Raw genomic sequence first — 25293 nt, 5'->3', positions numbered from 1 at the left:
GACTCTCTGTGTCAAAGGAATGTCGCGATGTTTTTTTCAAGGAATCGAGCGGGTGCCGTTCTTTTGGCGTCGTTGGCGTTTGCGCCCGGCAGTGCAATTTCCGCCGCACAGGGGTGGGGCAAAGTCAGTATGCACGGCGCCATTATCGACACTGCCTGCGCCATTGCCGCCGGCAGCCGCGATCAGACTATCGATATGGACACGCTTCCTATCGGACAGATCATTCGTGACGGCCAGGGGATGACTAAACCTTTCAGTATTGAATTGGTTAATTGCATTTTGGAACGTCCGGAAAACAAGCCTGATTGGAAATTCTTTCAGGTCACGTTTGACGGTTTGGCGGAAGGCGTTTTGTTTGGCGTACAGGGTGATGCGCGCGGCATCGCATTGAAGATAAAAGACAGCCGCGGCAGGCCGGTTATTCCAGGGGAACCGTTGCCGATGGAGGGAATAATACCGGGGAGCCGAGTGCTGAATTATTCCATGACGTTAATGCCGAATCACCAGCCGTTGAAGGTGGGAGCGTATTTTTCCACAGTGCGTTTTAAGCTGGATTATTTTTGATTTTTTCTCGTACTGACGGTTAATTCGTTATTGAAAGGACTTTATTATGCTTTCACCGGCAGGGAAGTTATTTCGTCTTCAGGCCTTGGGGCTCTGTGTCGCCCTTTCTCTGGGAAATCCGATCGCGTTGGTTTATGCCGCCGACGTTATTCAATTCAATACTGACGTCTTGGACATTAACGATCGTAAAAATATCGATCTGAGCCAATTTACGCGCAGCGGCTACATCATGCCGGGCGTTTATACCATGGTGGTGCACGTCAATAAGAACGACCTGCCGGAACAGCCGGTGACGTTTATGGCGCCCGAGAACGATCCTAAAGGCAGCGAAGCCTGTCTTTCGCCGGAGTTGGTCAACCAACTGGGGCTGAAAGAAAAACTGTTGAGCACGCTGAACTGGACGCACGGCGGCCGTTGCCTTGACGCCTCCAGCCTGGCTGGGATGGAAGCCCGCGGCGATCTTGCCAGCTCCTCGCTGTACCTCAATATTCCTCAGGCCTATCTGGAATACAGCTCGGAAAACTGGGACCCGCCTTCGCGCTGGGATGACGGTATTCCCGGGTTGCTGTTTGACTATAACGTCAATGCTCAAACGCAAAAACATCAGAAAGGCGGCAGCAGTTACAGCCTGAGCGGCAACGGCACCGGCGGCGCCAATCTGGGCGCCTGGCGTCTACGCGCCGATTGGCAGGCTAATCTCAACCATCAGACCGGTTCTTCTCAGTCGACCGACAAACAGTTCGACTGGAGCCGCTATTACGCCTATCGGGCTATTCCGGCGCTGCGCTCGCGGCTGACGATGGGGGAGGATTATCTGAACTCCGACATTTTCGACAGCCTGCGTTTTACCGGCGTCAGTCTGCGATCCGACGACAGCATGCTGCCGCCCAACCTGCGCGGCTATGCGCCGGAAGTGACGGGCGTGGCGAAAACCAACGCCAAGGTGGTGGTCAGCCAACAGGGGCGCGTGCTGTATGAGACGCAGGTGGCGGCGGGGCCATTCCGCATTCAGGACATCAACGACGCGGTTTCCGGCGAGCTGGACGTACGCGTCGAAGAGCAAGACGGCAGCGTGCAGGAGTTCAAGATGAACACCGCCAACATCCCTTATCTGACGCGACCGGGTACGGTGCGTTACAAGCTGGCGACGGGCAAGCCGTCGGAATGGGGGCATCACCTGCGCGGGCCGATGTTCGGCACCGGTGAGTTCTCCTGGGGCATCAGCAACGGCTGGTCGCTGTACGGCGGGGGCATCGCCGGCGGCGATTACAACGCGCTGTCGCTGGGGATCGGGCGCGATCTGATGGCGCTGGGGGCGTTATCATTCGATGCCACGCAGTCGCGTGCGCGCTTGCCGCAGGAGGGCGCTCTGACCGGCGGTTCGTACCGGTTGAGCTATTCGAAGAACTTCGACCAGTACGACAGCCAGATCACCTTCGCCGGCTACCGCTTCTCCCAGGAGGACTTCATGAGCATGGGGGACTACCTCGATGCGCGTTACGAAGGAGGACGCAGCGGCAAGAGCAAGGAAATGTACACCATCACCTTCAACAAACAGTTCCGCGATCTGGGGTTGAGCACCTATCTCAACTACAGCCACCAAACCTACTGGGATCGGGCGCCGAACGATCGTTACAACCTGATGGTATCGCGCTACTTCGATATCGGCGATTTCAAGAGCGTCAGCGTGTCGCTGTCGGCCTACCGCAACCGCTATAACGAACGCAATGACGACGGGATGTATCTGTCGCTGTCGCTGCCCTGGGGCAGCGCGGGCACGCTCAGTTACAACATGACGCTCGATCGCGAAGAGAACGCCCACCGGGTCGGTTACTACAACCGGGTCGATGAACACAACAACTATCAGATCAGCGCCGGCGCCGCACGCAGCGGGGCGACGGCCAGCGGCTATTACAGCCATCAGGGCGATATGGCGCAGATCAACGCCAACGCCAGCTACCAGGCCGGCCGCTATAGCGCCGTCGGCATCGGCGCGCAGGGCGGCCTGACGATGGCGGCGGAAGGGGCGGTGCTGCACCGTGTCAATACGCCGGGCGGCACACGCTTGCTGCTCGATACCGAAGGCGTCGCCGGCGTGCCGGTACGCGGCTACGGCAGTACGGTGCTGACCAACCGTTACGGTAAAGCGGTGGTGGCGGATGTAAACAGCTACTACCGCAATAAGGCCAGCATTGATCTCAACAGCCTGAGCGACAACGTCGAGGCGACGCGTTCCGTGGTGCAGGCCACGTTGACCGAGGGAGCCATCGGCTACCGCAAGTTTGAGGTGATTGCCGGCGAGAAGGCGATGGCGATCGTCAAACTGGCGGACGGCAGCGAGCCTCCATTCGGCGCCACGGTGTTGAATGCCCGTAAACAGGAGACCGGCATCATCAATGACGGCGGCAGCGTTTACCTGTCCGGCCTCAACCCCGGCGAGCGCATGAGCGTGCATTGGAACGGCGCGGCGCAGTGTGAAATCCAGCTGCCGGCGCCGTTGCCGGCCGAAATGCTGATGAACACGCTGCTGCTGCCTTGCCGTCCTCTTGCCGGCAACAAGCCGGCGGCTGACGCCAACTGACTTATACCCGGCGGAGTGCGCTCCGCCGCTAAACCGCCGGAGCGGGATTGCCCGCCTTCGGCCGACTGGAACCGTGAAGACATGATGAATCTGACTATGACCAGAAAGACCGTTTCCCTTGTGGGCCCGCTCGCCGCCGCATTGACGCTCGGCGCGGTCGGCCTGCCCGCTCATGCGGCTATCGCGTTGGATCGCACGCGCGTGATTTTCGACGGCGACCTGAAAACGGTCAGTCTCAACATCAGTAACCAGAACAAACAGTTGCCGTATCTGGCGCAGGGGTGGATCGAAGACGATCGCGGCAACAAAATCCAAAGCCCTTTCACCGTGTTGCCGCCGGTGCAGCGGGTGGAGCCGGGCAAACCGAGCCAGGTGAAGATCCAGTCGCTGCCGGCCGCGCGTCAGCTGCCGCAGGACAGGGAGACGCTGTATTACTTCAACCTGCGTGAAATCCCACCGCGCAGCAACAAGCCGAATACGCTGCAGATAGCGTTGCAGACGCGCATCAAAATGTTTTATCGCCCGGCGGCGCTCGCCCCGAAGAAGAATGCGGCGCCGTGGCAGGAGCAGCTGACCCTGACCCGGCAGGGTGACAAGTACGTGGTGAACAACCCGACCCCGTATTACGTGACGATCGTTGAGGCGAGCGCCGGCAAGGGCGGGAAAGGGGCGGCGGGCTTTGAACCGTTGATGGTGGCGCCGAAGGCCAATGCCCCGCTGAACGTCTCCGCCGCGAGCCTCGGCAACGCGCCGTCGCTGGCGTACATCAACGATTACGGCGGGCGGCCGCAGTTGAACTTCCGCTGCGCCGGCAATGCCTGCCAGGCCGTGCCGGCCGCCAAATGACGAGCCGCGCGCAGGCAGGAAAGACAGAGTGAACACAGCGGAGTGAACGAATCATGCAAAGAAAGATCCCCATGCTGTTGGGAAAGGCCTATGAGCGTCATCAGCGACGCACTATCGGCCTGACGGTATTGGCCGCGCTGATGGTGCCGCTGACGGCGGGCGCGATGCTGATGCTGATGCCGCCGGCCCGCGCGGTAGACAATTGGGACGTGGAGGGCGCGAACGGCACGCTCCACGTCTACGGCGCGTTGACGGAAAGCGCCTGCAGCCTGGAAATGACCACCGCTCGTCAGGAAGTGTGGTTGGGTGAGACGGGAACGGCGCACTTCCAGCGCCCGGGCGATCGCGGCACGCCGGTGGCGTTCGAGCTGACGCTGAAAGACTGTCTGCGGGCGCCGGCGAGCAACCGCGACGCCTGGACCGGAGTGCTGGCCTGGAGCGGCAGCCAGCCTGCGGTGTCCGTGGCGTTTGCCGCGCCGACGGATGACGACGCGCCGGGGTTGGTCAGGGTCGCCGGCGTTACCGGATTGGGGTTGCAGTTGGCAGATGCCACCGGCCTGCCTGTGCGCCTCGGCGCGCGTAACAAACCGGTATTGCTGACGCCGGGACAAAACACCCTGATGTACACGGTGACGCCGGTGCGCACCCCGGCGACGCTGAGCGCCGGCGCTTACCGTGCGGCGATCGATTTCCGGCTTTACTACGACTAATACGCCGCTTGCGCCCGGTCGGCGCAAGCGCAACCAAAGGGAGTGGCGTCATGCGCGCGACAGAGACGAACCGGCGCCGGAGCGCGCTGTTGGGGGCTGGCATGGTCATGGCGGCCGGCATAATGGCGCAGTCGGCGACTGCGGCGGAAAACATGCGCTTTCACGGCACGCTGGTGGCCGAGCCGTGCGTCATTCAGCCAGGGGATGAGGACATTCCGCTGGATTTCGGCACCATCGTCGACAAATACCTGTATCTGAACACCCGCTCCCACAGCCAAACCTTCGCGTTGCACCTGACCGAGTGCGATCTCAGCCTAGGCAATACGGTGGCTATCACGTTTACCGGCACCGAGAACGCCAAACTGCCCGGCCTGTTGGCGTTGGATGCCGGCAGCCTGGCGTCGGGGATCGGCATCGGGCTGGAGGACAGCAGCGGCAAGGCGCTGCCGCTCAATCGCGCCAGCGATAAATTCCGCCTGAATGCCGGCAACACCACGCTTGCGCTGCAGGCCTATGTGCAAGGGGAGCCGGAGGCTATCCAGACGAAGTCCATCGGCCGCGGCACTTTCAGCGCGGTGGCCACTTTTACGTTGGAATACGAATAAGCGTCTACAAGGACAAGAAACGCAATGATGAGAAAGCACGTCAATCACGCCCTGCGCATGGGGCTGCTGTGCCTGTTGGCGTTGAGCGCCGCCGCTTGCCAAAGCCAAAAGTCGGGCAAGCCCGCCGTGAATACTAAAAATCAGGTTGTGCAACCTCCGTCAGAAGAGGCTTTGCGCAAGCAGCGTGAGGCCGAGCAGCTGCAGCAGTGCCAGCAGCAACTGGGGGCATTGCGCGCGATCGACGAGAAACAGTATCAGCGCTATAAGCAGGCCTTCGACAGCCTGATGAGCGGCGCTTCGCAGTACGCCAGCCTGCGCGCCAGGGTAAACGGCGACACGCAGGCGACGGTGGATGCGCTGTATCGCTACAAGGTCAACTATCTGTGCGCCGGGGTGAATCAGGCGGTGTTGACCGGCTTGGCGGATCGCGGGGAGCAGATTAAATGAGGCTGCGCCTGCTGGGCTGCGTCGCTCTGCTGTTCTCCGGCGTCGCGCTGGCGGACGACGGCGTGCCGGCGCTGCTGCAGTTTGCCGAGCAGTATCAACGGCAAAACACCGTGCCGACGAACGAAAAAGCGGCGCCAGCCGACCGCGGGGCGGGACAAAAAAGGCCTGAGCCGGCAAAGCGCACGTCGGGCGCCAACCAGCCTGCTTCATCGGCCAAAGCTTTTACGCTGACCCAGGAATTATTGGCGCGTGATCAACAGCTGGCGCGTCAGCGAATGGAACTGACGATGTTGCGCCAGGAACTCGCCGCGTTGCGGGCGGAGAAAGCGACGCCATCCGTCGCGACGTTGCCGGACTCGTCAACGCTTCAGCAGTGGATCGCCGGGCTGGGCGCCGCCTGGCGCGGTTCGCCCGATGCGCAGCGCGCCGAGGCGCTGTTGCGTCAGGCGACGCAGGAAACCGCCAAAAGCAGAGCGGCGGCGGCGCAGGCCGAACGGCGCGTTACCGAGCTGGAATCTGCCGCGCAGGCATCGGCACAGACGCTTGCACAACGCCAACGCGAGCACCAGGAGGCGTTGCACGCTCTGCGCGCCGCGTTGGAAGAGAGCGAGCAGAAGCGGGCCGCTGAGCAGAAAGTGACCCAGCAGACGCGCGAAGCGCTATTGGCGCTGCATAAGCGGCTGCAATGGGAAGTGACGCCGGAGCAGTTGAAGGATGAACGCAAGCGTTTGTCCTATGCGGCGGGCAGTGCGCTGGGGCGGGACATTCAGGGGGTAGTGGCGGCGCGTCAAAGCTGGGGCGTACCGGTGGACCGCGACAGCCTGTTGGCGGGCGTCATCGATAGCGTCTCGGGGCGTTTGCGGCTGCCGCCGGATGAACTGGATGCGCTGACGGCGCAGGCGGATGCCGCCGCCGTGGCCGCGCGTGAGAAACGCGTTAACGAACAGCGGCGGCGTGATGAAGATTACCTGGCGCGATTCAGTCAACAAAAGGGCGTAAAGCAGTCGGCGATGGGCTTTTGGTATCGGGTGGATTACGCCGGGGAGGGCGCGCTGGCACCAACGGCGGTGGTCGATGTGGTCGTGAAGGAGAAGTTGACCGACGGTACGGTGATCCAGGATATGGAACTGAGCGGCAAGGTGCTGTCGCAACCGCTGTCCGAGTATCCGCCACTGTTCAGGGAGGCGATAAGCCATCTGCACAACCACGGTTCGCTGACGATGGTTGTGCCGCCGGCGCTGGCCTACGGCGAAACCGGCTACCCGCCGAAAGTGCCACCTAACGCCACCATGATTTATGAATTACGCATCGACAACAGTCAGGCGCCGGCAAAGGGCGCCCAGGCGGTTAAACGGGAAGCCGGAACGGCGGGAGGGCAGGGATGAACACGATGATAAAAATCGCGCTATTTGATGAAAACCGTTACTTCAGCGCCGGCTGGCAGGAGGCTCTGGCGCTGCACTTCAGCACTTACGGCAAGCGCACGCTGTTACTGGATGCGCAGCAGGTTCACGAAGCCGATCTGGTGTTCTGCTATTTTCCTCCCGGCGTGCAAAGCTGTTTTTGTCACTTCTTTGAGACGCAGACCGCGGGGCGCAAAACGCTGTATTTCTCGTTGCGAACGCCGGAGGGGCGGCATAAGCGCACCGTTGGGAACCGTTGCGCGCTGGAGGCCGGTGTTATCTACCACGATACGCCGTTGGTCTCGGCGCTGTATCAGGTGAGCGCCGAGCTGGAACGGCGCAGCAAATGGCCGGGCAGGCCGGGTTGTGGCAGGAACTGCATATGCCAGCACCGCGGCCTGACGCTGCGCGAACAGGAGATCATGCGCTGTATGACGCGGGAGATGGGGGTGACGCAAATCGCACGGATGCTGGACATCAGCGTGAAAACCGTCAGCAACCACAAGATGAGCGTTATGCGCAAAATGGGATTCCGGCGTAATGCCGAGCTTTATGGGTGGCTGCGACACAGCGCCCGTCCCGGCGCCATGGGGCTCGAACCGGCATTCAGCCGGGCGTTGCGGCAGGGAAGGAACGGCATTGAGACGGCGCCGGCCAAATCGGACCGGCCGGCGCCTTAAGTGCCTTGCCGTGGCGATCAGTTGCAGGCCACGACCTTGATCGCCAGCCCGCCCTGTGAGGTTTCGCGGTATTTGGCGTTCATGTCTTTGCCGGTTTCGTACATGGTTTCGATGACCTTATCCAGACAAACCCGCGGTTCGCTGGTGCGGCGCATCGCCATGCGCGCGGCATTGACTGCCTTGACGGCGGAAATGGCGTTGCGTTCGATGCAAGGCACCTGAACCTGGCCGGCGAGCGGATCGCAGGTCAGTCCCAAATGGTGCTCCATGGCGATCTCCGCCGCGATGCACACCTGCGCCGGGCTGCCGCCCAGCAGCTCGGTCAACCCGGCCGCCGCCATCGAGCAGGCGACGCCCACTTCCCCCTGGCAACCCACTTCGGCGCCGGAGATCGAGGCGTTCATCTTGTACAGCGCGCCAATCACGCCGGACGCCAGGAAGTAGCGGGTGTAGGAATTGGCGTTCACCGGGCGGATGAACTTGTCGTAGTAGGCCAGCACCGCAGGGATGATGCCGCAGGCGCCGTTAGTCGGGGCGGTAACCACGCGGCCACCGGCGGCGTTCTCTTCGTTGACCGCCAGCGCGAACATGTTGATCCAATCGACCACGTTCATCGGGTCGATATTGTTCTTGTCTCCGGTCACCAGAATGCGGCGCAGCGCGGCGGCGCGGCGCGGCACCTTCATCGGGCCGGGCAGCAGGCCTTCGGTGTTGATGCCGCGCTCAATACCGGCGCTCATCACCTGCCAGACGTCGGCGAAGTGCGCGTCGATATCCGCTTTGCTGCGCAGCGCCAGCTCGTTCTGCATCACCAGGCCGGACAACGACAGCCCGGTCTCTTTGCAATGCTGCTGCAAATCGTGCGCCGATTTGAACGGGTAGGGCACCGGCGTTGCGCCCTCGGCGGACTGGCCGAAGTGCTCTTCGTCGACGATGAAACCGCCGCCGATCGAGTAATAGGTTTTGCTGTGCAGCAAGCGTTCACCGGCGAAGGCGCGGATGCGCATGCCGTTTTCGTGCAGCGGCAGGTTATCGCCGTGGAAATTCATGCCGCCATGCTGCGGGAAATCCACCTCGTGGTGGCCGTTGGCCAGCGGCAGGCGGCCGCGCTGTTCGACGTCGCGGATAAAGCCCGGAATGCTGTCGATGTCCACGTCGTGCGGCAGGTTGCCGGCCAGGCCCATGATGATGGCGATATCGGTATGGTGGCCTTTACCGGTCAACGACAGCGAACCGTACACGTCGACCACCACGCGGGTGGTGTCCTGCAGCTGCTGGTGGGCGATCAGATCGTCAATGAACTGTTTGCCGGCTTTCATCGGACCAACGGTGTGAGAACTGGATGGGCCAATGCCAATTTTGAAAATATCGAAAACGCTGACCATGGTCTCGCCTCCTTCTTCAGGTTTCAGGCGGTGAATACGGGAAATGGGGGCAGTGCGGGAGGGCCGGCGCGCAGCGGCGCCGGCCGGACGTGATTAGCCGAGCAGGCTGAACACGATAGCAGAGATGGCGATCAGACCCATCACAACCACAAATACGTTGCTGATGTGGCCGCTGTACTTGCGCATGGCAGGCACTTTACGGATGGCGTACATCGGCATCAGGAACAGCAGCATGGCGATGATTGGGCCACCCAGGGTTTCGATCATGCCCAGGATGCTCGGGTTCAGGGTGGCGACGATCCAGGTGGTCACCAGCATGAAGATAGCGGTCATGCGGTTCAGCTTGGCGGTGCTGACGGTTTTTCCGCGGCTCTTCATTGACTTGGCAACCAGGCCGTTGAAGCCTTCACGGGCGCCCAGGTAGTGGCCCAGGAACGATTTGGTGATGGCGACGAAGGCGATAACCGGCGCGATGTACTCGATCATCGGGTTGTTAAAGTGGTTAGCCAGGTAAGACAGAATCGAGATGTTCTGCGCCTTGGCTTCCGCCAGGTTTTCCGGCGTCAGGCTCAGCACGCAGCTGAACACGAAGAACATCACGGTCAGCACCATCATGATGTGCGCGTAAGCCAGAATGCGGGAGCATTTCTTCTCGGCGTCCGCGCCGTACTCTTCGCGTTTGGCGACGGCGAAGGCGGAGATGATCGGCGAGTGGTTGAAGGAGAACACCATCACCGGGATCGCCAGCCACAGAGTCATGATCAGGCCGTGACCCATGCCGGTACCGCTGCCGGACAGCGACACGTTTTCGAAGATGGCGCCGGTCCAGTTAGGGATCAGGTATACCGCCAGCAGCATCAGCACCGCTACGAACGGGAAGACCAGGATGCTCATGGTTTTCACGATGGCCTGCTCACCGAAGCGCACGATGGTCATCAGGCCGACGATCAGGATCAGCGACAGGATGGCGCGCGGCGGCGACGTCATGCCCAACTGGTGGGTGATGAAGCTGTCGACGGTATTGGTGATCGCCACGCTGTAAACCAACAGAATCGGGTAGATGGCGAAGAAGTACAGCAGGGTGATCAGTTTACCGGCGGTGATGCCGAAGTGCTCTTCCACCACGGCGGTGATGTCTTCACCGGGATTTTTGCCGGACAGAACGAAACGGCACAGGCCGCGGTGGGCAAAGAAGGTCATCGGGAAAGCGATGATGGCCATGATGATCAGAGGAATCAAACCGCCGATGCCGGCGTTGATGGGCAAGAACAGGACGCCTGCGCCGATGGCGGTGCCGTACAGGCCCAACATCCACATGGTATCCGTTTTACGCCAGGTACTGCTGGAGCCCGAGGCCGCAGAGGCAATTGTGCCGGTCTGTGTAGTGTCCATAAATATCTCCGAAGTGAACACGAATTTAAAATTAAAAGGCAAAACTTAAGGTTAAACCGTCAAACGTCCTATTCAGGCAACGCTTGCGGTAAGAATCAGGTGTTGCTTGCGGGGATGTTTTGGCGTCCCCCTGGTTGTTTATTGCGTTCATTACCAAGGCACAGCGCCGGGTAATTCACTAAAGACTTTTCACCTTCACGGGTGATAAAAGTCGTTACCGCTGCCGACAGGTCATTGCCTGTCGATTTTTGTTGGCGGCAAGATAACGATTTACAGTAGAAACAACCGTGATCCTGCTCTCAAATGCGTAATATGTGCAGTTATCTGCTTTTTCATCGATTTTTCGCGCATTTGTTGCACATTTGTGTAAGATTTTGTGCTGAGAACGCTCTCATAAAAATTTCTGCGATTATGTGGCTTGTACAATAATTAGCCGGATAAAGCGCTGTGCCCAGCAGCAAGCCGAGCAATATATTTTATGCGTGGTTTTGGATCTAGCTAAAAACCCGGATTAAGCAGTTTTAGTGATGTGGATCACATTGTGTTTTTAAGGTAAATTGAATTTATCTTTTTGTTTTTAATGATTTTTATTTAAAATTCACCGCTAGTAACGAAGGGGAATTACTTACGTGGTTAGCGGATAAAAATGCGTAACCATTCATCATATAAATAACAGATACCTAACAGGTATTGGTGAGATTTGCTGCAATCGCGTAAACCGCCGTTTATTTAAACTTCCTGGCCTTTGGCACGATTTATCATATAAAAGCCATAAATAGCCGTTAATTCACCCAGCCGACCGCGTGTTTAGCCTGCGAAAAAATAATCACTCGGGTGAGCTGTTGCATTTTATTAACCTGATGTTGCGTGCGGATAAGCGAAAAACGTGAATTGATTGCGCATTATTTGTTCATTTTCCGGTGGGGAAAGAGGGATATCGACGCGGTGCGCCGTCGGTTATGACGGCGCTGAAGGCGAATTAATAGCGGATAGCGATGGCGTTGTCGTTGAAGAACGCCAGGAAGTCGGCGCCCGGCTGGCGATCGGTGATCACCCGATCGAACTGCGTCAGCGGGCCGATGCAGGCCGGCTTGGTTTTGCCGAACTTGCTGTGGTCTGCCACCAGGATCTTTTGCTGCGCCATCGCCATGGCGCGATGCTTCATCTCCAGCTCGTCGAAGTTGAAGCAGGTGGCGCCGTGCTGCAGGCTGAGGCCGGCGGCGGAGATAAAGGCGATGTTCGGGCAGATGTGATCGAGCTCGTTGCGGCCGCCGACGCTGGAAAAGATGTAGTTGTTCGGCTTGAACTCGCCGCCGCACAGAACCACCTTGCAGTTCGGTTTGTCCTGCAGCGCCAGGAAGGTGTTCAGCGAATGACACACGGCGGTGAAAGCCAACTCGTCGGCGATGGCGTCGATGATCGCCGGGGTGGTGGTGCCGCAGTCAAAAAACACCGTGTCGTTTTCATTGATCAGCGGCGCTGCCAGCAGTCCGATGCGCCGTTTCTCCGTGACCTGTTTGGCTTTTTGATCGGAAACGAAGTAGTTGGTCACGCCGTTGCTGCGCGGATCGGTCACCACGTAGCCGCCGAGCAACACCACGGCCGCCGGTTCGGCGCTCAGATCGCGGCGAATGGTCATCTCCGAGACCCCCAGCAGCGCGGCGGCTTCTTTCAGGTGGATCTTGTCAGCGCGTTTTAACGCCTGAACTAACCGGTTGATACGTTCTTCGCGCCGCGTTTCCATAGATCCGTCTTCCCACAGGTAATAGAGATAAAAGGCGAGCCGGCATTTCCGACGCTAAACACAACGATGCGGGGCAATATCGGGCCGCATCAGCCGCCCGTATTGTCCCGCATCGGAGTGTATGGCCATGCCCGTCAGGGCGAGCCGACGATCAGTAGCTGCCCGCCGCCGGCTGGGCGCCGGAGACGATGGCGACGCCGGAGCTGGTGCCGATACGCGTGGCGCCGGCTTTGATCATCTTCTCGGCGGTGGCGCGATCGCGCACGGCGCCGGAAGCTTTCACGCCCATTTCGCTGCCCACGGTCTCGCGCATCAGTTTGACGTGCTCTTCCCGAGCGCCGCCGGTGCTGAAGCCGGTGGAGGTTTTCACGAAGGCGACATCGAGTTCGCGACACATTTCACAAACCTGGACGATCTGCGCATCGCTGAGCAGGCAGGTTTCCAATATTACCTTCAACGGGATCGCCGCGCAAACCTCGCGCACGGCGGCGATGTCGGCTTTCACTTCGTCCAGCAGGCCGCTTTTCAACCAGCCGACGTTGATCACCATGTCGATCTCTTGCGCGCCGGCGGCGATCGCCGCTTTGGCTTCAAAGGCTTTGGCGACGGTCAGGCCGGCGCCCAGCGGGAAACCGATCACCGAGCAGACTTTCACGGTGCTTTCCTGCAGCAGCTGGGCCGCCAGCGGCACATAGCCGGAGTTGACACATACCGCATAGAAGTTGTGCTGCTGCGCTTCTTCGCACAGTTTGGCGATCTGCATTTCGGTGGCGTCCATGGCCAGCAGGGTGTGGTCAACATAGCTGGCGTAATCGATGCTTTCGGTGGTCATCGCGGTTCCTTAGTGAAGTTGAGAAAAGAGCATGGATAGGTAATGTGAAAATAATAACATTTCAACATCGATAAACCTAGCGGGATTTGAAAAATGTCGACGAGATCATAGTTACTTCACTGTTATCTGTATAACTTAGGGGTGGATTATTTGTTATTTTAATAACATTTTCAGTGGCTGCTCGCGGCCTGCACGGGCGAAACGTCGAGGGGAAAAAAGATGGAGATCAACATCGATCTGGCTCCTGAAGCTTTCGGGACGCATCGGCAGGAACTGTTCCGCAACGCGGATTTCGCGGTGAGCGCGCATCGCTGCGCAGAACGCGGGCTGATGCTGACGCTGGCGAATCGCCGTGGCGCGCTGAGGGTTTTACCGTATCAGGGTCTCGCGATCTGGGACGCCGAGTTTGACGGTCATTCGCTGAAATCGGGCCGCCGCAGTGCGCGGGGCGCCGGAAGAAAGCGCGCTGACGACGCCGCGTTCTGTCCCGCCTGGCCGGGTCACGACGGCGCGCCGATCCAGATGCAACGCGTGTGGCTGCAGCTGGCGGGCGATGAGCTGACGTTGCACGGTGAAGGCGAGCGGTTGGGCGAGCGTTGGCGCATCGGCCCGGCGCTGCGTCTGGCGGCCCAGAGCGCGCAGTTCGCCATAGAGATGAAGATTACCAACCTGGGCGAGCGGCCGCAGCCGCTGCGCTATGTTTGCCGCCTCAACTATGATTGCATTCCCGACGCGGTATTCCGCCAGAACCTGCCGACGCCGGCTTTGTCAGGGGATACGATCGGGCAGGAACTGCTGTGCTCCGACGATCTGACGCGCTACGTGGATCAGGCCGAGTTCTTTATGCTGGCGCCGCAAGGCCGGCGCTATGTGACGCGTTTTGCCACCGGGCAATTCAACTATGGCCTGCGGCGCATCGCTGTCCAGGGCAACAGGCGGCTGCTGGCTTTTATCCAGCCGGCGAACTGCCGCCCGAATGCGCCAGAGGGTGAGGGGGTGATGCTGGGAGCGGGAAAAACGCGGGCGTTTTGCGTGACCACCGGCGTGGTGTGAAAGCAGGGGCGGTAACGCCCCTGTCATGTTATGCGGTTATTCTTTCACCCAGCCGCGGCGAATGGCGAAGGCAAACAGGAAGCGATACAGACGCGACAGCTTGTCGGCGAGGACATCACCGAACAGATTCCATACCAGCTGAGCGAACAGGCAGCCGACCAGGCCGAGCAGGAAACCGCCGACCATATCCAGCGGCCAGTGCACGCCGAGGTAAACGCGTGACCAGGCGATGCCGACGGCGACAATCATCAGCAGCGCGCCGGACCAGACCCGGTGCCAGAACAGGAACGCCAGTGCAAAGGTAAAGATGGCGGTGCCGTGATCGCTGGGGAACGAGCTGTCCGGCGCGTGCGCCAGGAAGGTATAACCCACGCCGGCGACGAACGGACGCTCATGCGGCAGCAGCGCGCCGATAGCGGAGGCGGCAAGCATGGCGAACAGCAGCGCGATCGTGGTTTTCGCCACCACTTCGCGCTGTGAAACCAGCTGGCTTCGCGGCCCCCACAGCCACAGGCCGACGATCAGCAGCGGCACGATAATGATAAGATCGCGCGCCAAAAAGGTGGCGAAATCGATCATCCATTCGGGAGATGCCGGGGTCGCATTGATCCAGGCGAAAAGAACATGGTTTAACTGCTCCATAACCGTTACCTCATCTTGCGGCGCCAATAGCCGCTAATCATCCAATAAATAGCCAACTGGCTTAACCAAACCCACCAACCCGCCCACAGGTTATGGGTAAGAAAATGTGCGCCGCGCATGATCTGACCAAAGCCCATCAACATGCCGAGCGCAATGCCGCCGCACCAGCAGCACCAGGCCAGGCGCGGGCGCTGCGGATAAAACAGGAAAAATAACGCCATGACCGCGAAACCGCTCGAGGCGTGCCCGCCGGGGAAACAGCGACCGGGGCCCGGCAGCGCCGGTACCGCGCCGAATAAAGGGAAGGACATCGCCTTGCCGCCGTACTCGATCAGATCCCACGGACAGGAGTGCGCGCTGGTGGCCTTGAGAATGCCCACCACCAGCGGGCCGATGCCGAGAAGCAGCATGCTGACAATCAGGCGCGCGCTGCGGCGATAGATGCCCCAAAACAGCGTGAGCACCGCTCCCACGATCACTATCTGCTTCAACAGACGGTGATTGATCAGATCCAGCCAATAGTTGTTTTGCCACGGGAAATGCCCGCTGGCGGCATCGTACCAATAATTGCTGATCGCCCAGTCCAGCTGTTCGTTGCGGGAGAGCCACAGGAATACCAAACCGCTGATCAGCAGGCCAAAAACTTGCCAACGGTAAAAGGATGTCGGCAGGGAGTAAAGGGCGGTTGTCTTAATTTGCTGTGCCGTTGAGGATTGATTTAATGACGATTCTGGATTCACGCGCAGGCTCGGTGACAGGATTGAATAGCGCCACTGTAATAATTCTGTCTTAAGAAAACCTTAGTCCTGCGGCAAGAGAACCCTCCGCTTGGGCACCGGTCAGCGCGTGTTTCTCTCGTCTTAATCGGCGGTTTTTTGGGGTATTGCTCCGGTTAATGGGTTATATCAGGCGATTGTCACTGTTTATCGCCTATTGTAAAGAAGATTAAACTTGTGGCGAGCATGGCGGTAGTGTATTAGTTTATAGGCGGATTATTTGACAAAAAGTGTAGGGATAAAACATGAACAAGGCATCCGTTGTATTTTCCGGCCTGCTGATGGCCGTTTCCGCCGGCGCTATGGCGGCGACCTCTGGCGATGACGCTGACATGAGCAAACAGCCGTTGGAAAAAGTCGCGCCTTACCCGAAAGCCGAGAAGGGCATGAATCGCCAGGTGATCTACCTGCCGAAGCAAGAGCACGAAGAGAACTACAAGGTCGAACTGCTGATCGGCAAGACGCTGGAAGTGGACTGCAACCGCCATATGATCGGCGGCACGCTGGAGACCAAAACCCTGTCCGGCTGGGGTTACGACTACCTGGTGCTGGAGAAGCTGTCTGAACCGGCCTCGACCATGATGGCCTGCCCGGACAACACCAAGACCAAGCAATTCATCGCCGCCAACCTGGGCGACGCCGCGATGCAGCGTTACAACAGCCGCCTGCCGATCGTGGTGTATGCGCCGAAAGACGCGGAAGTGAAATACCGCATCTGGAAAGCCGAAGATACCGTAAGCCAGGCTGAATCAAAGTAATCCGCGATTAGCGCTGTGAATACATGATCTTGTACCAAGCCGTTTGAAGAGCATTTTGCAATTATATGCGGCTCTTCAGGCGGTTTTTTATTTTCAGTCAGGAAAGCCGAGTGCTTAGCCAAATTTTTTCAACCTACAGAGGGAAAATAGAAAGTGACTCAAGCTAACAAGGTTAATATCCTTGGTTTAAGGGCGTTTTTTTAATTCTCACTCGCAATATCCTCATTTTTACCCCCCTTTATCTCTGATTATATTGTTGTGAATTGCAATTATTTGGCTAATAACAAACCGTTTCAGTTACATAAATAAAAATATTCTTATTAATCATTTTATTGTTGTTTTATTGATTTTATTTAATGGCAAAGGGATGGAAATTAATTATTGTGCTGCTAGATTCATCAATGTAATTAGCTCCACGGCAATTACATTGTTCGCTAATTAATATCTAAAAAAACTTACGAGGATATTCCAATGGCTGATTGTAAATGCAATGAACAAGATCCGCATGCTCAAAATGAACATGTTGCTGATTTTACTGCGGTTGGATTTTCGCAAAAAACACCGGCGCCGGTACCTGTAGACCTTAAGCAGCAGGGGGTATTGGCGCTTAAACTTTCGGTTTGCGTTGGGGCCAGTTATAACCCAGCAAACAACCAAATTTGTTTTACCATTCCTATCTACGGTGACTTTTGCGTTTCTTCGCCTATTCCAATTCCCATTGGTGGGCAGCTTAAAGTGTGCGCAGAGACCTGTGGTTCCTTTATTCCTACGGGGTTGAAGGCCACTATTTATCTGAACGGCTCCGTTCTGTTCTCTGTCGTTCTTTTTGGCGCTTGTTAATGTAAAAAGAAAAGCAAGGCACCTTAGATGTCTTGCTTTTTTTGATATTAAGATATTGATAAGGCCGTTGTTGGGTTCAGACCCAATTGTTAATTAATACAGTCACTCCGTTCTCACTCTTTCTGCAATCAAACCTTGGGAAATGCATTGGTTGATAGCCGACCGCCCGACACTAAACGTTAAGAGAAACGATGTTTCAGGAAGGAGCGGACGCGCTGTACGTCGTCAGTTGAGGTATTGCTGCCATCTGATGGCGGTCCCGCGGGCGGCGGCGTGCAGGCAACAAAAAACCCGATAATCTTGAACCTAAAAGGCGGGATTATCGGGCTCCACAAAATGGGGACATCAAAGAAAAGCAGTGGCACTAATTCAGACTGCGGCCCCCAACGAAAGTTCTGGCCGGCGACAAAAAAATCAAAATATTTTTATCGCCGATCCATCTCTCCCGCTAATCGATCAGCCGAGTATGCCTGGCCATAGCACCACGATGAGAGAACCCGCCAGCGTTAACAGCACGTTAGCGATGGCGTAGGTGCCGGCATAGCCCAGCGCCGGGATGTTGCTGCGCGCGGTGTCGCTGATGATCTCCATCGCCGGCGCGCAGGTGCGGGCGCCCATGATGGCGCCGAACAGCAGGGCGCGGTTCATGCGCAGCACGTAGGCGCCGAACAGGAAGCAGATAATCACCGGCACCAGGCTGACGATAAGCCCGGCGATCAGCATTTGGCCGCCGACCGCGCCCAGGCTGTGGCCGATGCCGGCGCCGGCGCTCAGGCCTACGCCCGCCATAAACACCATCAGGCCGAATTCTTTCACCATGTTCAGCGCGCCCTGCGGAATATAACCGAAGGTCGGGTGGTTGGCGCGCAGGAAGCCGAGCATGATGCCGGACATCAACAGGCCGGCGGCGTTGCCGATGCCGAACGAGAAGTTGCTGAACTGAATGGTGATCTGGCCGATCAGCAGGCCGATGATGAAGAAGGCGCAGAACGCCAGCAGATCGGTCACCTGGCTGTGGATCGAGATAAAGCCAATCTTCTCCGCCACGCTCTTCACCCGGCGCGCGTCGCCGCTTACCTGCAGCACGTCGCCCTTGTTGAGCACGATGCTGTCGTCGATCGGCATTTCGATCTGGCTGCGGATCACGCGGTTGAGGAAGCAACCGTGGTCGGTCAGCTTCAGCTGGCTCAGGCGTTTGTTCACCGCGTTGCTGTTCTTCACCACGATCTCTTCGGTCACGATGCGCATGTCGAGCAGATCGCGATCGAACACTTCCTTACCGTTGCGGAAGCTCGGATCCAGCCGCGCGTGGGCGTCCGGATAACCGACCAGCGAGATCTCGTCGCCCACCTGCAGCACGGCGTCACCGTCCGGGTTGGCCAGAATGCCGTTGCGGCGGATGCGTTCGATGTAGCAGCCGGTCTGGCGGTAGATGCCCAGTTCGCGCAGGTTCTTGCCGTCGGCCCAGGCCACCAGCTCGGGGCCGACGCGGTAGGCGCGGATCACCGGCAGGTAGACCTTGCGCTGGCTGTCGGTGTCCAGGCCGCGTTCGCGGGCGATCTGCTGGGCGGAGGTGGACAGATCCTGGTGCTGCAGCTTCGGCAGGTAGCGCGCGCCGAAAATCAGGCTGACCAAGCCGATCAGGTAGGTGAGGGCGTAGCCGAGGCTCAGATGATCCTGCGCCGCTAGCAGCGCCGGGCCGTTGACGATGGTGTTGCGCAGCGTATCGCCGGCGCCCACCAGCACCGGCGTCGAGGTCATCGAGCCGGCCAGCATGCCGGCGGTCAGGCCGATGTCCCAGTGGAACAGCTTGCCGAGGCCGATGGCGATCACCATTGCCGAACCGACCATCACCAGCGCGAGCATCAGGTAATTCTTGCCGTCGCGGAAGAAAATCGAGAAAAAGTTAGGCCCGGCTTCCACCCCGACGCAGAAAATAAACAGCATGAAGCCAAGATTCAGCGCCTCGGTGTTAATGGCGAAGTGTTGCTGGCCGAGCAGCAGAGAAACCACTAAAACGCCAATGGAATTACCGAGTTGGACGGAGCCAAGACGGAGTTTACCGAGGCATAGCCCCAGTGCGAGTACCACGAACAGTAACAGAATGTAGTTACCGTTTAACAAACTAGCGACGTTTATGTTCACGGAGGATAACTTATTGTTTACCAGTAAGTGCTTGATATAGATAACTATAAGAGATAAATTCAGCCTTAAAACGACATCATGAATCACCACCAGCGCAAGGCGAAGCGAACCATCGTTCGGCGGCGTTCATTCTAGACGCTATGACCGATGACAGCCAGCACAGAAAGCTGATTTCCTGCGCCGCCGGGCGCATTTAACTCTCTTTTGACCAAGGAAAAAATTCGGTTCAGCGTCACCGCACGGGTGATCGGGCCGATTTCTATTGATGCGGTAATTGGGCGGGGGAGAATTCGCATGACGAGTTATCGATATTGGCTGGGCATTCTCAGCTGTTTTCTGTTGTTCAGCCTGGTGTTTCTCGGCCAGCAAACCGGCCTGTTCGGCAGCACGGATCATGAGCACCACGGTGAAACCGGCCTGCTGCTGTTTGTGATCCCCGGCGCAATCGCCAGCTATCTGTCGAGCCGCAAGCGGCTGCTTTGCCCGTTGCTTGGCGCGCTGTATGCATTGCCGCTGTGCCTGCTGATCCGCCACTTCTGGCTGACGCCGTCCTATTCGTTCTGGCAGGAGCTGGCTTACGCCACCAGCGCGGTGTTCTGGTGCGTGTTCGGCGCGATGCTGATGCTGTTCGCCCTCGGTCTGTTGCACACGCTGCAGCAGCTGCACCGGCGGCAGCGGCAATAAAAAAAGGCGCGTTAAGCGCCTTTTTTGTCGTTCAAAAACTTACTGGAACAGGTTCAGGTGTTCTTTAGCGTAAGCTTCGAAATCGGTGCAACCGCCGATGTGCTTCTCGTCCAGGAAGATCTGCGGCACGGTTTCAACCGGTTTGCCGACGGTTTTTTCCAGATCGGCCTTGGTGATGCCTTCCGCGTGGATGTCAACGTAACGGAAGTTGAAATCGTCGCGTTCTTCAGTCAGTTTTTCCGCCAGTTCTTTAGCGCGGACACAATAAGGACAGCCAGGACGCCCGAAGATTACTGCAAACATGCAACGCTCCTTAATTGGATTTTCGATAAATTATTCGCGATTGCAACGACATCCCGTCACCGAAAAAGTCATTACCTGCGTCAGATGGCGCCTACTATGCCCGTTGAGGCGGTGAAAAAAAAGCAGGAATTACCTGTTAATCTGATTCATGTAACCAATTAGTCTGCCGGGGCTGTCGCCATCGGCGGGAATTCACTACACTGGGGGCAGATCTTCTGGAGAGGAAAAATATGCGTTCATTCGGTGACTTACCGCGCCCGGTGCTGGTGTTGGAAGGGCTGGGCATCGTGATGCTGGTGCTGGCCTACCTCAGCATTCACGGCCACCTGCAACTGCCGGGTTGGCTGGCGTCGCAGCAGGCGGCGGTCGGCATGATTTTCCTCGGCGTGGCGCTGATGGTGCCGGCGGCGGCGTTTCTGGTATGGCGCGTGGTGCAGGGCTTCGGGCCGCTGATGCGCGGCGGGTTGCCGCCGGAAAACGATCGCCGCAAACCGCAAGATGCAGACGCATCGAAAGATAATCAGGATCGCGATCCGCGCGCCTGAGCGCCGCGGCCGCTAACCCGCCTGCCGGGCAGGCGTTGGCTTTTGGGGTGACGAGTGAAAATTGCCATTCTTTCTCGCGACGGATCGCTCTATTCATGTAAGCGGCTGCGTGAAGCGGCGGAAGATCGCGGGCACAGCATCGATATCATCGATCCGCTCTCCTGCTATATGAACATCAATCCGGCGGCGCCGACCATTCATTATCGCGGCCGTCAGCTGGAACGTTACGATGCGGTGATCCCGCGCATCGGCTCCGCCATCACCTTTTACGGCACCGCGGTGCTGCGCCAGTTCGAGCTGCTCGGCAGCTATCCGCTAAACGAATCCGTGGCCATTACCCGCGCCCGCGACAAGCTGCGTTCGCTGCAGTTGCTGGCGCGGCAGGGCATCGATCTGCCGATCACCGGATTTGCCCATTCGCCGGACGACACTGGCGATTTGATCGAGCTGGTCGGCGGCGCGCCGCTGGTGGTCAAACTGGTGGAAGGCACGCAGGGCATCGGCGTGGTGCTGGCGGAAACCCGTCAGGCGGCGGAAAGCGTGATTGACGCCTTTCGCGGGCTGAATGCCCACATCCTGGTGCAGGAGTACGTGCGCGAGGCGCAGGGGCGCGACGTGCGCTGTCTGGTGGTGGGCGGCCGGGTGGTGGCCGCCATCGAACGGCAGGCCAAGCCCGGTGAGTTTCGCTCCAACCTGCACCGCGGCGGCACCGCCCGCAAGGTGACCATCACCGCCAGGGAGCGGGCGATCGCGGTGAAAGCGGCGAGCACGCTGGGGCTGGACGTCGCCGGGGTGGATATCCTGCGCGCCGAGCGCGGCCCGCTGGTGATGGAGGTCAACGCGTCGCCGGGGCTGGAAGGGGTGGAAACCACCACCGGGCTGGACATCGCCGGCATGATGATCGAATACATTGAGCAGCGCGGCCGGCCGGGCTTCCGCCTGAAATCCGGCGGTTAACGGGGTGGGCGGAGCGCATTTCCCGCCGTGCAATATCTGAATTAGTGAATTAAGCCGCATTGATCGTGGCGTATCGGGTGAATATTCCGTAAGCTATGCGCCTTTTCGCGTATTGAATATTGTGAGGCTGGTTATTATGGATTCACTCATTGTCCCCGATTTGGCGCTGTTGCGGCGCTGGCTGGATCAGTCGGGCATTTCTTTCTTTGAGTGCGATTCCTGCCAGGCGCTGCACCTGCCGCACATGCAGAACTTCGACGGCGTGTTCGACGCCAAGATAGATCTGGTGGACAACGTCATTCTGTTCTCCGCGCTGGCCGAAGTGAAGCCGACCGCGCTGATCCCGCTGGTGGCGGACCTGAGCCAGATCAACGCCAGCTCGCTGACCATCAAGGCGTTTGTCGATATTCAGGACGACAACCTGCCGAAGCTGATCGTCTGCCAGTCGCTGAGCGTGGCGGTCGGCATCACCTACGAGCAGTTCACCCACTTCATGCAGCAGGGCGAAGAGCAGGTCTCGATGGTGATCCTTGAGGCGCGGGCGAACGATCTGCTGTTTATGGGTGACGAAGAAGAGATCCCCGCTGGCGCCGTGCGTCAACCGATGCTGCACTGATCCTCGCCATACCTTAAGCATGCCGTCGCTCCGGCGGCATGCTGCCGTGACGCCTCTCCGCAATAAAATATTCTGCACTTTGGCCTTTACCGCCCGATCTTTCTCGCCTTTTGCGCCGTTAATGGCGTATCACATAGAGAAAACTGCATAAAAAATCGATAAAAGGCGTTTTTTACCCTGGGGGCTGGCGGGTTGCGATGGCAGCGGCTATGCTGCTGATTCTGCAAAGGGCTTGCGATTCCCCTTGTGACCACGCGAGCAGGGCAGTGAAAAAGGCGCATGCAATCATATGCATAGCCATTCAGTTCGCGGTTGCAACGATTGCGCTCAATCAGGAAAGGTTTTGTATCGCTGCAGATACAAGTTCAATTCTATGATTCACCCTGTTTTGGAGGAAGTTACGGATGGTCACCCAACGTAAAAAGTGGTTATCGGGTGTGGTTGCCGGCCTGTTGATGGCCGCGTCCGTCAATGCGTCAGCCGAAGAGAAAACGCTGCACGTGTATAACTGGTCCGATTATATCGCGCCGGACACTTTGGCTAATTTCCAGAAAGAAACCGGCATCAAAGTGGTGTACGACGTCTTTGACTCCAACGAAGTGTTGGAAGGCAAACTGATGGCGGGCAGCACCGGTTATGATCTGGTGGTTCCTTCATCCAACTTCCTCGAGCGCCAGTCTCAGGCCGGCATCTTCGAACCGCTCGACAAGAGCAAAATGCCCAACTACAAGAATCTCGATCCCGAGATGCTGAAGCTGGTTGCACACAATGACAAAGACAACAAATACGGCATCCCATACCTGATGGTGACCACCGGCATCGGCTATAACGTCGACAAGGTGAAGGCGGCATTGGGCAAAGACGCGCCTGTCGACAGTTGGGATCTGATCCTCAAGCCGGAAAACCTCGAGAAGTTGAAAAGCTGCGGCGTCTCCTTCCTCGATGCGCCGAGCGAGGTTTACGCCACCGTGCTGCACTACCTGGGCAAGGATCCCAACAGCACCAATGCGGCGGACTACACCGGCGCGGCCAACGATCTGCTGCTGAAACTGCGGCCGAACATTCGTTACTTCCACTCTTCTCAGTACATCAACGATCTGGCTAACGGTGATATCTGCGTGGCGATCGGCTGGTCTGGCGACGTGATGCAGGCGGCCAACCGCGCCAAAGAGGCGAAGAACGGCGTGAACGTGGCCTACGCGATCCCGAAAGAGGGGGCGCTGACCTACTTTGACATGTTCGCCATGCCGGCGGACGCCAAGAACAAAGACGCCGCGTACCAGTTCCTGAACTTCCTGATGAAACCTGACGTGATGGCGGGCATCAGCAACTATGTCTATTACGCCAATGCGGTGAAAGATTCCACGCCGCTGGTGAACGCCGAAGTGCGCGAGAACCCGAACGTCTATCCGCCGGCCGATCTGCGCGCCAAGCTGTTCACGCTCAACGTGCAGTCGCCGAAGCTGGACCGTGTCATTACCCGCGCATGGACTAAAGTTAAAAGCGGGAAGTGATGATGGGGGGGATACCCCCGATCGTCGGTAAACCGGCAGGCGGGGGCTCCCCGCCTGCATTGCCGTTTTGGGCCACGGCGCTCGCCGTGGTTTTGTGCCGCTTTACGCCGGAGAGCACCCCGATTGAACGACGCCATCCCTCGTCCTCAAGCCAAGTCGCAGAAGGTCTTCACCCCTCTGCTGGAAATCCGTAACCTCACCAAAACCTTCGACGGGCAGAATGCGGTCGAAGACGTCAGCCTCACCATCTACAAGGGCGAGATCTTTGCGCTGCTTGGCCCGTCCGGCTGCGGCAAGTCCACCTTGCTGCGCATGCTGGCCGGCTTTGAACAGCCGACGGAAGGGCAGATCGTACTCGATGGGCAGGATATGTCGCATGTGCCGCCGTACCAGCGGCCGATCAACATGATGTTTCAGTCGTACGCGCTGTTCCCGCACATGACCGTGGAGCAAAACATCGCGTTCGGCCTGAAGCAGGACAAAATGCCGCGGGCGGAGATCGCCGAACGGGTGGCGGAAATGCTGGCGCTGGTGCACATGCAGGAGTTCGCCAAACGCAAACCGCACCAGCTTTCCGGCGGCCAGCGGCAGCGGGTGGCGCTGGCGCGCAGCCTGGCCAAGCGGCCGAAGTTGCTGCTGTTGGATGAACCGATGGGCGCGCTGGACAAGAAGCTGCGCGATCGCATGCAGCTGGAAGTGACCGACATTCTCGAGCGCGTCGGCGTGACCTGCGTGATGGTGACGCACGATCAGGAGGAGGCGATGACCATGGCGGGGCGCATCGCCATCATGAACCGCGGCAAGTTCGTGCAGATCGGCGAGCCGGAAGAGATCTACGAGCATCCGAACAGCCGCTTCAGCGCCGAATTTATCGGTTCGGTCAACGTCTTCGACTGCGTGCTGCAAGAGCGCCACGACGATGCGCTGATCCTGCAAAGCCCGGGGCTGCGCCATGCGATCAAAGTGGATCCGGACGCCTCGGTGGTGGATGGCGTGCCGATCCAGGTCGCGCTGCGGCCGGAAAAGATCCTGCTGTGCGAACAGGTGCCGGAAGACGGCTGCAACTTCGCGGTGGGGGAAGTGGCGCACATTTCCTATCTGGGCGATCTGTCCATCTACCACGTGAAGCTGCACAGCGGGCAGATCATCAGCGCCCAGCTGCAAAACGGCCATCGTTTCCGCAAGGGGATGCCCACCTGGGGCGATGAAGTGCGTCTATGTTGGGAAACCGACAGCTGTGTCGTGTTGACGGTGTAGTGGAGCTGGTGAGG

The 25293-nt window shown here is 58.6% G+C and carries 25 protein-coding genes; 17 read left to right on the top strand and 8 right to left on the bottom strand.

All coding sequences use genetic code 11. From position 1 onward, the window contains the following. Window positions 1–27: 27 nt before the first annotated feature. From ACP39K_RS13265 to ACP39K_RS13230, 8 genes are all read left to right on the top strand, one after another. Window positions 28–564, top strand: coding sequence for a fimbrial protein (locus ACP39K_RS13265; RefSeq protein ID WP_016928382.1), 537 nt, complete (start codon window positions 28–30; stop codon window positions 562–564). Between the two features lie 46 nt (window positions 565–610). After that, window positions 611–3145 carry an outer membrane usher protein gene (locus ACP39K_RS13260; protein WP_072270884.1) on the top strand — a complete coding sequence of 845 codons (2535 nt, stop codon included), beginning with the start codon at window positions 611–613 and terminating at the stop codon, window positions 3143–3145. An 81-nt stretch (window positions 3146–3226) separates the two neighbouring features. Then, complete coding sequence (locus tag ACP39K_RS13255) at window positions 3227–3991, top strand: fimbria/pilus periplasmic chaperone (protein ID WP_079451001.1); 765 nt, start codon at window positions 3227–3229, stop codon at window positions 3989–3991. Window positions 3992–4062: 71 nt separating this feature from the next. Beyond that, entirely contained in the window at window positions 4063–4701 is a 639-nt protein-coding gene (locus ACP39K_RS13250) for a fimbrial protein (RefSeq protein WP_033640839.1), read from the top strand. Between the two features lie 50 nt (window positions 4702–4751). Continuing rightward, window positions 4752–5306 carry a fimbrial protein gene (locus tag ACP39K_RS13245; protein WP_497008568.1) on the top strand — a complete coding sequence of 185 codons (555 nt, stop codon included), beginning with the start codon at window positions 4752–4754 and terminating at the stop codon, window positions 5304–5306. A gap of 24 nt (window positions 5307–5330) precedes the next feature. Next, window positions 5331–5753, top strand: a complete 423-nt coding sequence (locus ACP39K_RS13240; protein WP_016928377.1) for a YuaE family lipoprotein — start codon at window positions 5331–5333, stop codon at window positions 5751–5753. Next, window positions 5750–7138, top strand: coding sequence for an FKBP-type peptidyl-prolyl cis-trans isomerase N-terminal domain-containing protein (locus ACP39K_RS13235; protein WP_048796784.1), 1389 nt, complete (start codon window positions 5750–5752; stop codon window positions 7136–7138). Before ACP39K_RS13240 ends, ACP39K_RS13235 begins: the two co-directional genes overlap by 4 nt. After that, window positions 7135–7836, top strand: a complete 702-nt coding sequence (locus ACP39K_RS13230) for a helix-turn-helix domain-containing protein (protein ID WP_102025902.1) — start codon at window positions 7135–7137, stop codon at window positions 7834–7836. The genes ACP39K_RS13235 and ACP39K_RS13230 overlap by 4 nt, the downstream gene beginning before the upstream one ends. A 17-nt stretch (window positions 7837–7853) precedes the next feature. On the opposite strand, the gene ACP39K_RS13225 is transcribed toward ACP39K_RS13230, so the two are convergent. From ACP39K_RS13225 to deoC, 4 genes are all read right to left on the bottom strand, one after another. Then, window positions 7854–9221: an L-serine ammonia-lyase gene (locus tag ACP39K_RS13225; protein WP_048796783.1), complete on the bottom strand. Its 1368-nt coding sequence runs from the start codon at window positions 9219–9221 to the stop codon at window positions 7854–7856. 93 nt (window positions 9222–9314) lie between these two features. After that, window positions 9315–10613 carry an HAAAP family serine/threonine permease gene (locus tag ACP39K_RS13220; protein ID WP_004938697.1) on the bottom strand — a complete coding sequence of 433 codons (1299 nt, stop codon included), beginning with the start codon at window positions 10611–10613 and terminating at the stop codon, window positions 9315–9317. A gap of 979 nt (window positions 10614–11592) precedes the next feature. Next, on the bottom strand, window positions 11593–12357 hold the full coding sequence (gene deoR, locus ACP39K_RS13215) for a DNA-binding transcriptional repressor DeoR (RefSeq protein ID WP_016928372.1): 765 nt from the start codon (window positions 12355–12357) through the stop codon (window positions 11593–11595). A 151-nt stretch (window positions 12358–12508) separates the two neighbouring features. After that, the gene (deoC, locus tag ACP39K_RS13210) at window positions 12509–13189 is read right to left on the bottom strand and encodes a deoxyribose-phosphate aldolase (RefSeq protein ID WP_016928371.1); all 681 of its coding nucleotides are present in this window, start codon (window positions 13187–13189) and stop codon (window positions 12509–12511) included. 219 nt (window positions 13190–13408) lie between these two features. Here deoC and ACP39K_RS13205 point away from each other — a divergent pair, with 219 nt between their 5' ends. Next, on the top strand, window positions 13409–14242 hold the full coding sequence (locus ACP39K_RS13205) for an aldose epimerase family protein (RefSeq protein WP_261267188.1): 834 nt from the start codon (window positions 13409–13411) through the stop codon (window positions 14240–14242). A 36-nt stretch (window positions 14243–14278) separates the two neighbouring features. Here the strand turns inward: ACP39K_RS13205 and ybjG are convergent, their stop codons facing one another. Together ybjG and ACP39K_RS13195 are read right to left on the bottom strand one after the other, a co-directional pair. Then, window positions 14279–14884, bottom strand: a complete 606-nt coding sequence (gene ybjG, locus ACP39K_RS13200) for an undecaprenyl-diphosphate phosphatase (RefSeq protein WP_028127970.1) — start codon at window positions 14882–14884, stop codon at window positions 14279–14281. A gap of 5 nt (window positions 14885–14889) precedes the next feature. Further along, window positions 14890–15624, bottom strand: a complete 735-nt coding sequence (locus tag ACP39K_RS13195; RefSeq protein ID WP_033634209.1) for a phosphatase PAP2 family protein — start codon at window positions 15622–15624, stop codon at window positions 14890–14892. Between the two features lie 281 nt (window positions 15625–15905). Here ACP39K_RS13195 and eco point away from each other — a divergent pair, with 281 nt between their 5' ends. Both eco and ACP39K_RS13185 read left to right on the top strand, forming a co-directional pair. Continuing rightward, on the top strand, window positions 15906–16418 hold the full coding sequence (gene eco, locus ACP39K_RS13190) for a serine protease inhibitor ecotin (RefSeq protein ID WP_016928367.1): 513 nt from the start codon (window positions 15906–15908) through the stop codon (window positions 16416–16418). A gap of 471 nt (window positions 16419–16889) precedes the next feature. Then, complete coding sequence (locus ACP39K_RS13185; RefSeq protein ID WP_071796762.1) at window positions 16890–17258, top strand: hypothetical protein; 369 nt, start codon at window positions 16890–16892, stop codon at window positions 17256–17258. Between the two features lie 456 nt (window positions 17259–17714). On the opposite strand, the gene ACP39K_RS13180 is transcribed toward ACP39K_RS13185, so the two are convergent. Continuing rightward, a complete protein-coding gene (locus ACP39K_RS13180) occupies window positions 17715–19403 on the bottom strand; it encodes an aspartate:alanine antiporter (RefSeq protein ID WP_004938680.1) in 1689 nt (562 codons plus the stop codon). A gap of 294 nt (window positions 19404–19697) precedes the next feature. Here ACP39K_RS13180 and ACP39K_RS13175 point away from each other — a divergent pair, with 294 nt between their 5' ends. Further along, the gene (locus tag ACP39K_RS13175) at window positions 19698–20087 is read left to right on the top strand and encodes an inner membrane protein YbjM (protein WP_004938679.1); all 390 of its coding nucleotides are present in this window, start codon (window positions 19698–19700) and stop codon (window positions 20085–20087) included. A gap of 39 nt (window positions 20088–20126) precedes the next feature. Here the strand turns inward: ACP39K_RS13175 and ACP39K_RS13170 are convergent, their stop codons facing one another. After that, on the bottom strand, window positions 20127–20390 hold the full coding sequence (locus ACP39K_RS13170; protein WP_004938676.1) for a GrxA family glutaredoxin: 264 nt from the start codon (window positions 20388–20390) through the stop codon (window positions 20127–20129). Window positions 20391–20620: 230 nt separating this feature from the next. Between ACP39K_RS13170 and ACP39K_RS13165 the strand changes: the two genes are divergently transcribed. The 5 genes from ACP39K_RS13165 (at window position 20621) to potG (ending at window position 25279) form a co-directional block, all read left to right on the top strand. Further along, window positions 20621–20935, top strand: a complete 315-nt coding sequence (locus ACP39K_RS13165) for a YbjC family protein (protein ID WP_015377290.1) — start codon at window positions 20621–20623, stop codon at window positions 20933–20935. Between the two features lie 54 nt (window positions 20936–20989). After that, a complete protein-coding gene (gene rimK, locus ACP39K_RS13160) occupies window positions 20990–21892 on the top strand; it encodes a 30S ribosomal protein S6--L-glutamate ligase (RefSeq protein ID WP_016928363.1) in 903 nt (300 codons plus the stop codon). A gap of 136 nt (window positions 21893–22028) precedes the next feature. Beyond that, a complete protein-coding gene (locus ACP39K_RS13155) occupies window positions 22029–22508 on the top strand; it encodes a type III secretion system chaperone family protein (RefSeq protein WP_004938666.1) in 480 nt (159 codons plus the stop codon). 404 nt (window positions 22509–22912) lie between these two features. Further along, on the top strand, window positions 22913–24022 hold the full coding sequence (potF, locus tag ACP39K_RS13150; RefSeq protein ID WP_015377292.1) for a spermidine/putrescine ABC transporter substrate-binding protein PotF: 1110 nt from the start codon (window positions 22913–22915) through the stop codon (window positions 24020–24022). Between the two features lie 123 nt (window positions 24023–24145). Continuing rightward, on the top strand, window positions 24146–25279 hold the full coding sequence (gene potG, locus ACP39K_RS13145; RefSeq protein WP_033640832.1) for a putrescine ABC transporter ATP-binding subunit PotG: 1134 nt from the start codon (window positions 24146–24148) through the stop codon (window positions 25277–25279). The last annotated feature ends 14 nt before the right edge of the window (window positions 25280–25293 follow it).

The sequence above is a fragment of the Serratia sp. EC4 genome, from assembly GCF_059652115.1.
This window is presented reverse-complemented; position numbering and strand designations above follow the sequence as displayed.

Bases quoted from the DNA above. Each gene is read 5' to 3' on its own strand.
- ACP39K_RS13265 (WP_016928382.1), top strand. From the start codon at position 28: ATGTTTTTTTCAAGGAATCGAGCGGGTGCCGTTCTTTTGGCGTCGTTG.
- ACP39K_RS13260 (WP_072270884.1), top strand. From the start codon at position 611: ATGCTTTCACCGGCAGGGAAGTTATTTCGTCTTCAGGCCTTGGGGCTC.
- ACP39K_RS13255 (WP_079451001.1), top strand. From the start codon at position 3,227: ATGATGAATCTGACTATGACCAGAAAGACCGTTTCCCTTGTGGGCCCG.
- ACP39K_RS13250 (WP_033640839.1), top strand. From the start codon at position 4,063: ATGCTGTTGGGAAAGGCCTATGAGCGTCATCAGCGACGCACTATCGGC.
- ACP39K_RS13245 (WP_497008568.1), top strand. From the start codon at position 4,752: ATGCGCGCGACAGAGACGAACCGGCGCCGGAGCGCGCTGTTGGGGGCT.
- ACP39K_RS13240 (WP_016928377.1), top strand. From the start codon at position 5,331: ATGATGAGAAAGCACGTCAATCACGCCCTGCGCATGGGGCTGCTGTGC.
- ACP39K_RS13235 (WP_048796784.1), top strand. From the start codon at position 5,750: ATGAGGCTGCGCCTGCTGGGCTGCGTCGCTCTGCTGTTCTCCGGCGTC.
- ACP39K_RS13230 (WP_102025902.1), top strand. From the start codon at position 7,135: ATGAACACGATGATAAAAATCGCGCTATTTGATGAAAACCGTTACTTC.
- ACP39K_RS13225 (WP_048796783.1), bottom strand. From the start codon at position 9,221: ATGGTCAGCGTTTTCGATATTTTCAAAATTGGCATTGGCCCATCCAGT.
- ACP39K_RS13220 (WP_004938697.1), bottom strand. From the start codon at position 10,613: ATGGACACTACACAGACCGGCACAATTGCCTCTGCGGCCTCGGGCTCC.
- deoR (WP_016928372.1), bottom strand. From the start codon at position 12,357: ATGGAAACGCGGCGCGAAGAACGTATCAACCGGTTAGTTCAGGCGTTA.
- deoC (WP_016928371.1), bottom strand. From the start codon at position 13,189: ATGACCACCGAAAGCATCGATTACGCCAGCTATGTTGACCACACCCTG.
- ACP39K_RS13205 (WP_261267188.1), top strand. From the start codon at position 13,409: ATGGAGATCAACATCGATCTGGCTCCTGAAGCTTTCGGGACGCATCGG.
- ybjG (WP_028127970.1), bottom strand. From the start codon at position 14,884: ATGGAGCAGTTAAACCATGTTCTTTTCGCCTGGATCAATGCGACCCCG.
- eco (WP_016928367.1), top strand. From the start codon at position 15,906: ATGAACAAGGCATCCGTTGTATTTTCCGGCCTGCTGATGGCCGTTTCC.
- ACP39K_RS13185 (WP_071796762.1), top strand. From the start codon at position 16,890: ATGGCTGATTGTAAATGCAATGAACAAGATCCGCATGCTCAAAATGAA.
- ACP39K_RS13175 (WP_004938679.1), top strand. From the start codon at position 19,698: ATGACGAGTTATCGATATTGGCTGGGCATTCTCAGCTGTTTTCTGTTG.
- ACP39K_RS13170 (WP_004938676.1), bottom strand. From the start codon at position 20,390: ATGTTTGCAGTAATCTTCGGGCGTCCTGGCTGTCCTTATTGTGTCCGC.
- ACP39K_RS13165 (WP_015377290.1), top strand. From the start codon at position 20,621: ATGCGTTCATTCGGTGACTTACCGCGCCCGGTGCTGGTGTTGGAAGGG.
- ACP39K_RS13155 (WP_004938666.1), top strand. From the start codon at position 22,029: ATGGATTCACTCATTGTCCCCGATTTGGCGCTGTTGCGGCGCTGGCTG.
- potF (WP_015377292.1), top strand. From the start codon at position 22,913: ATGGTCACCCAACGTAAAAAGTGGTTATCGGGTGTGGTTGCCGGCCTG.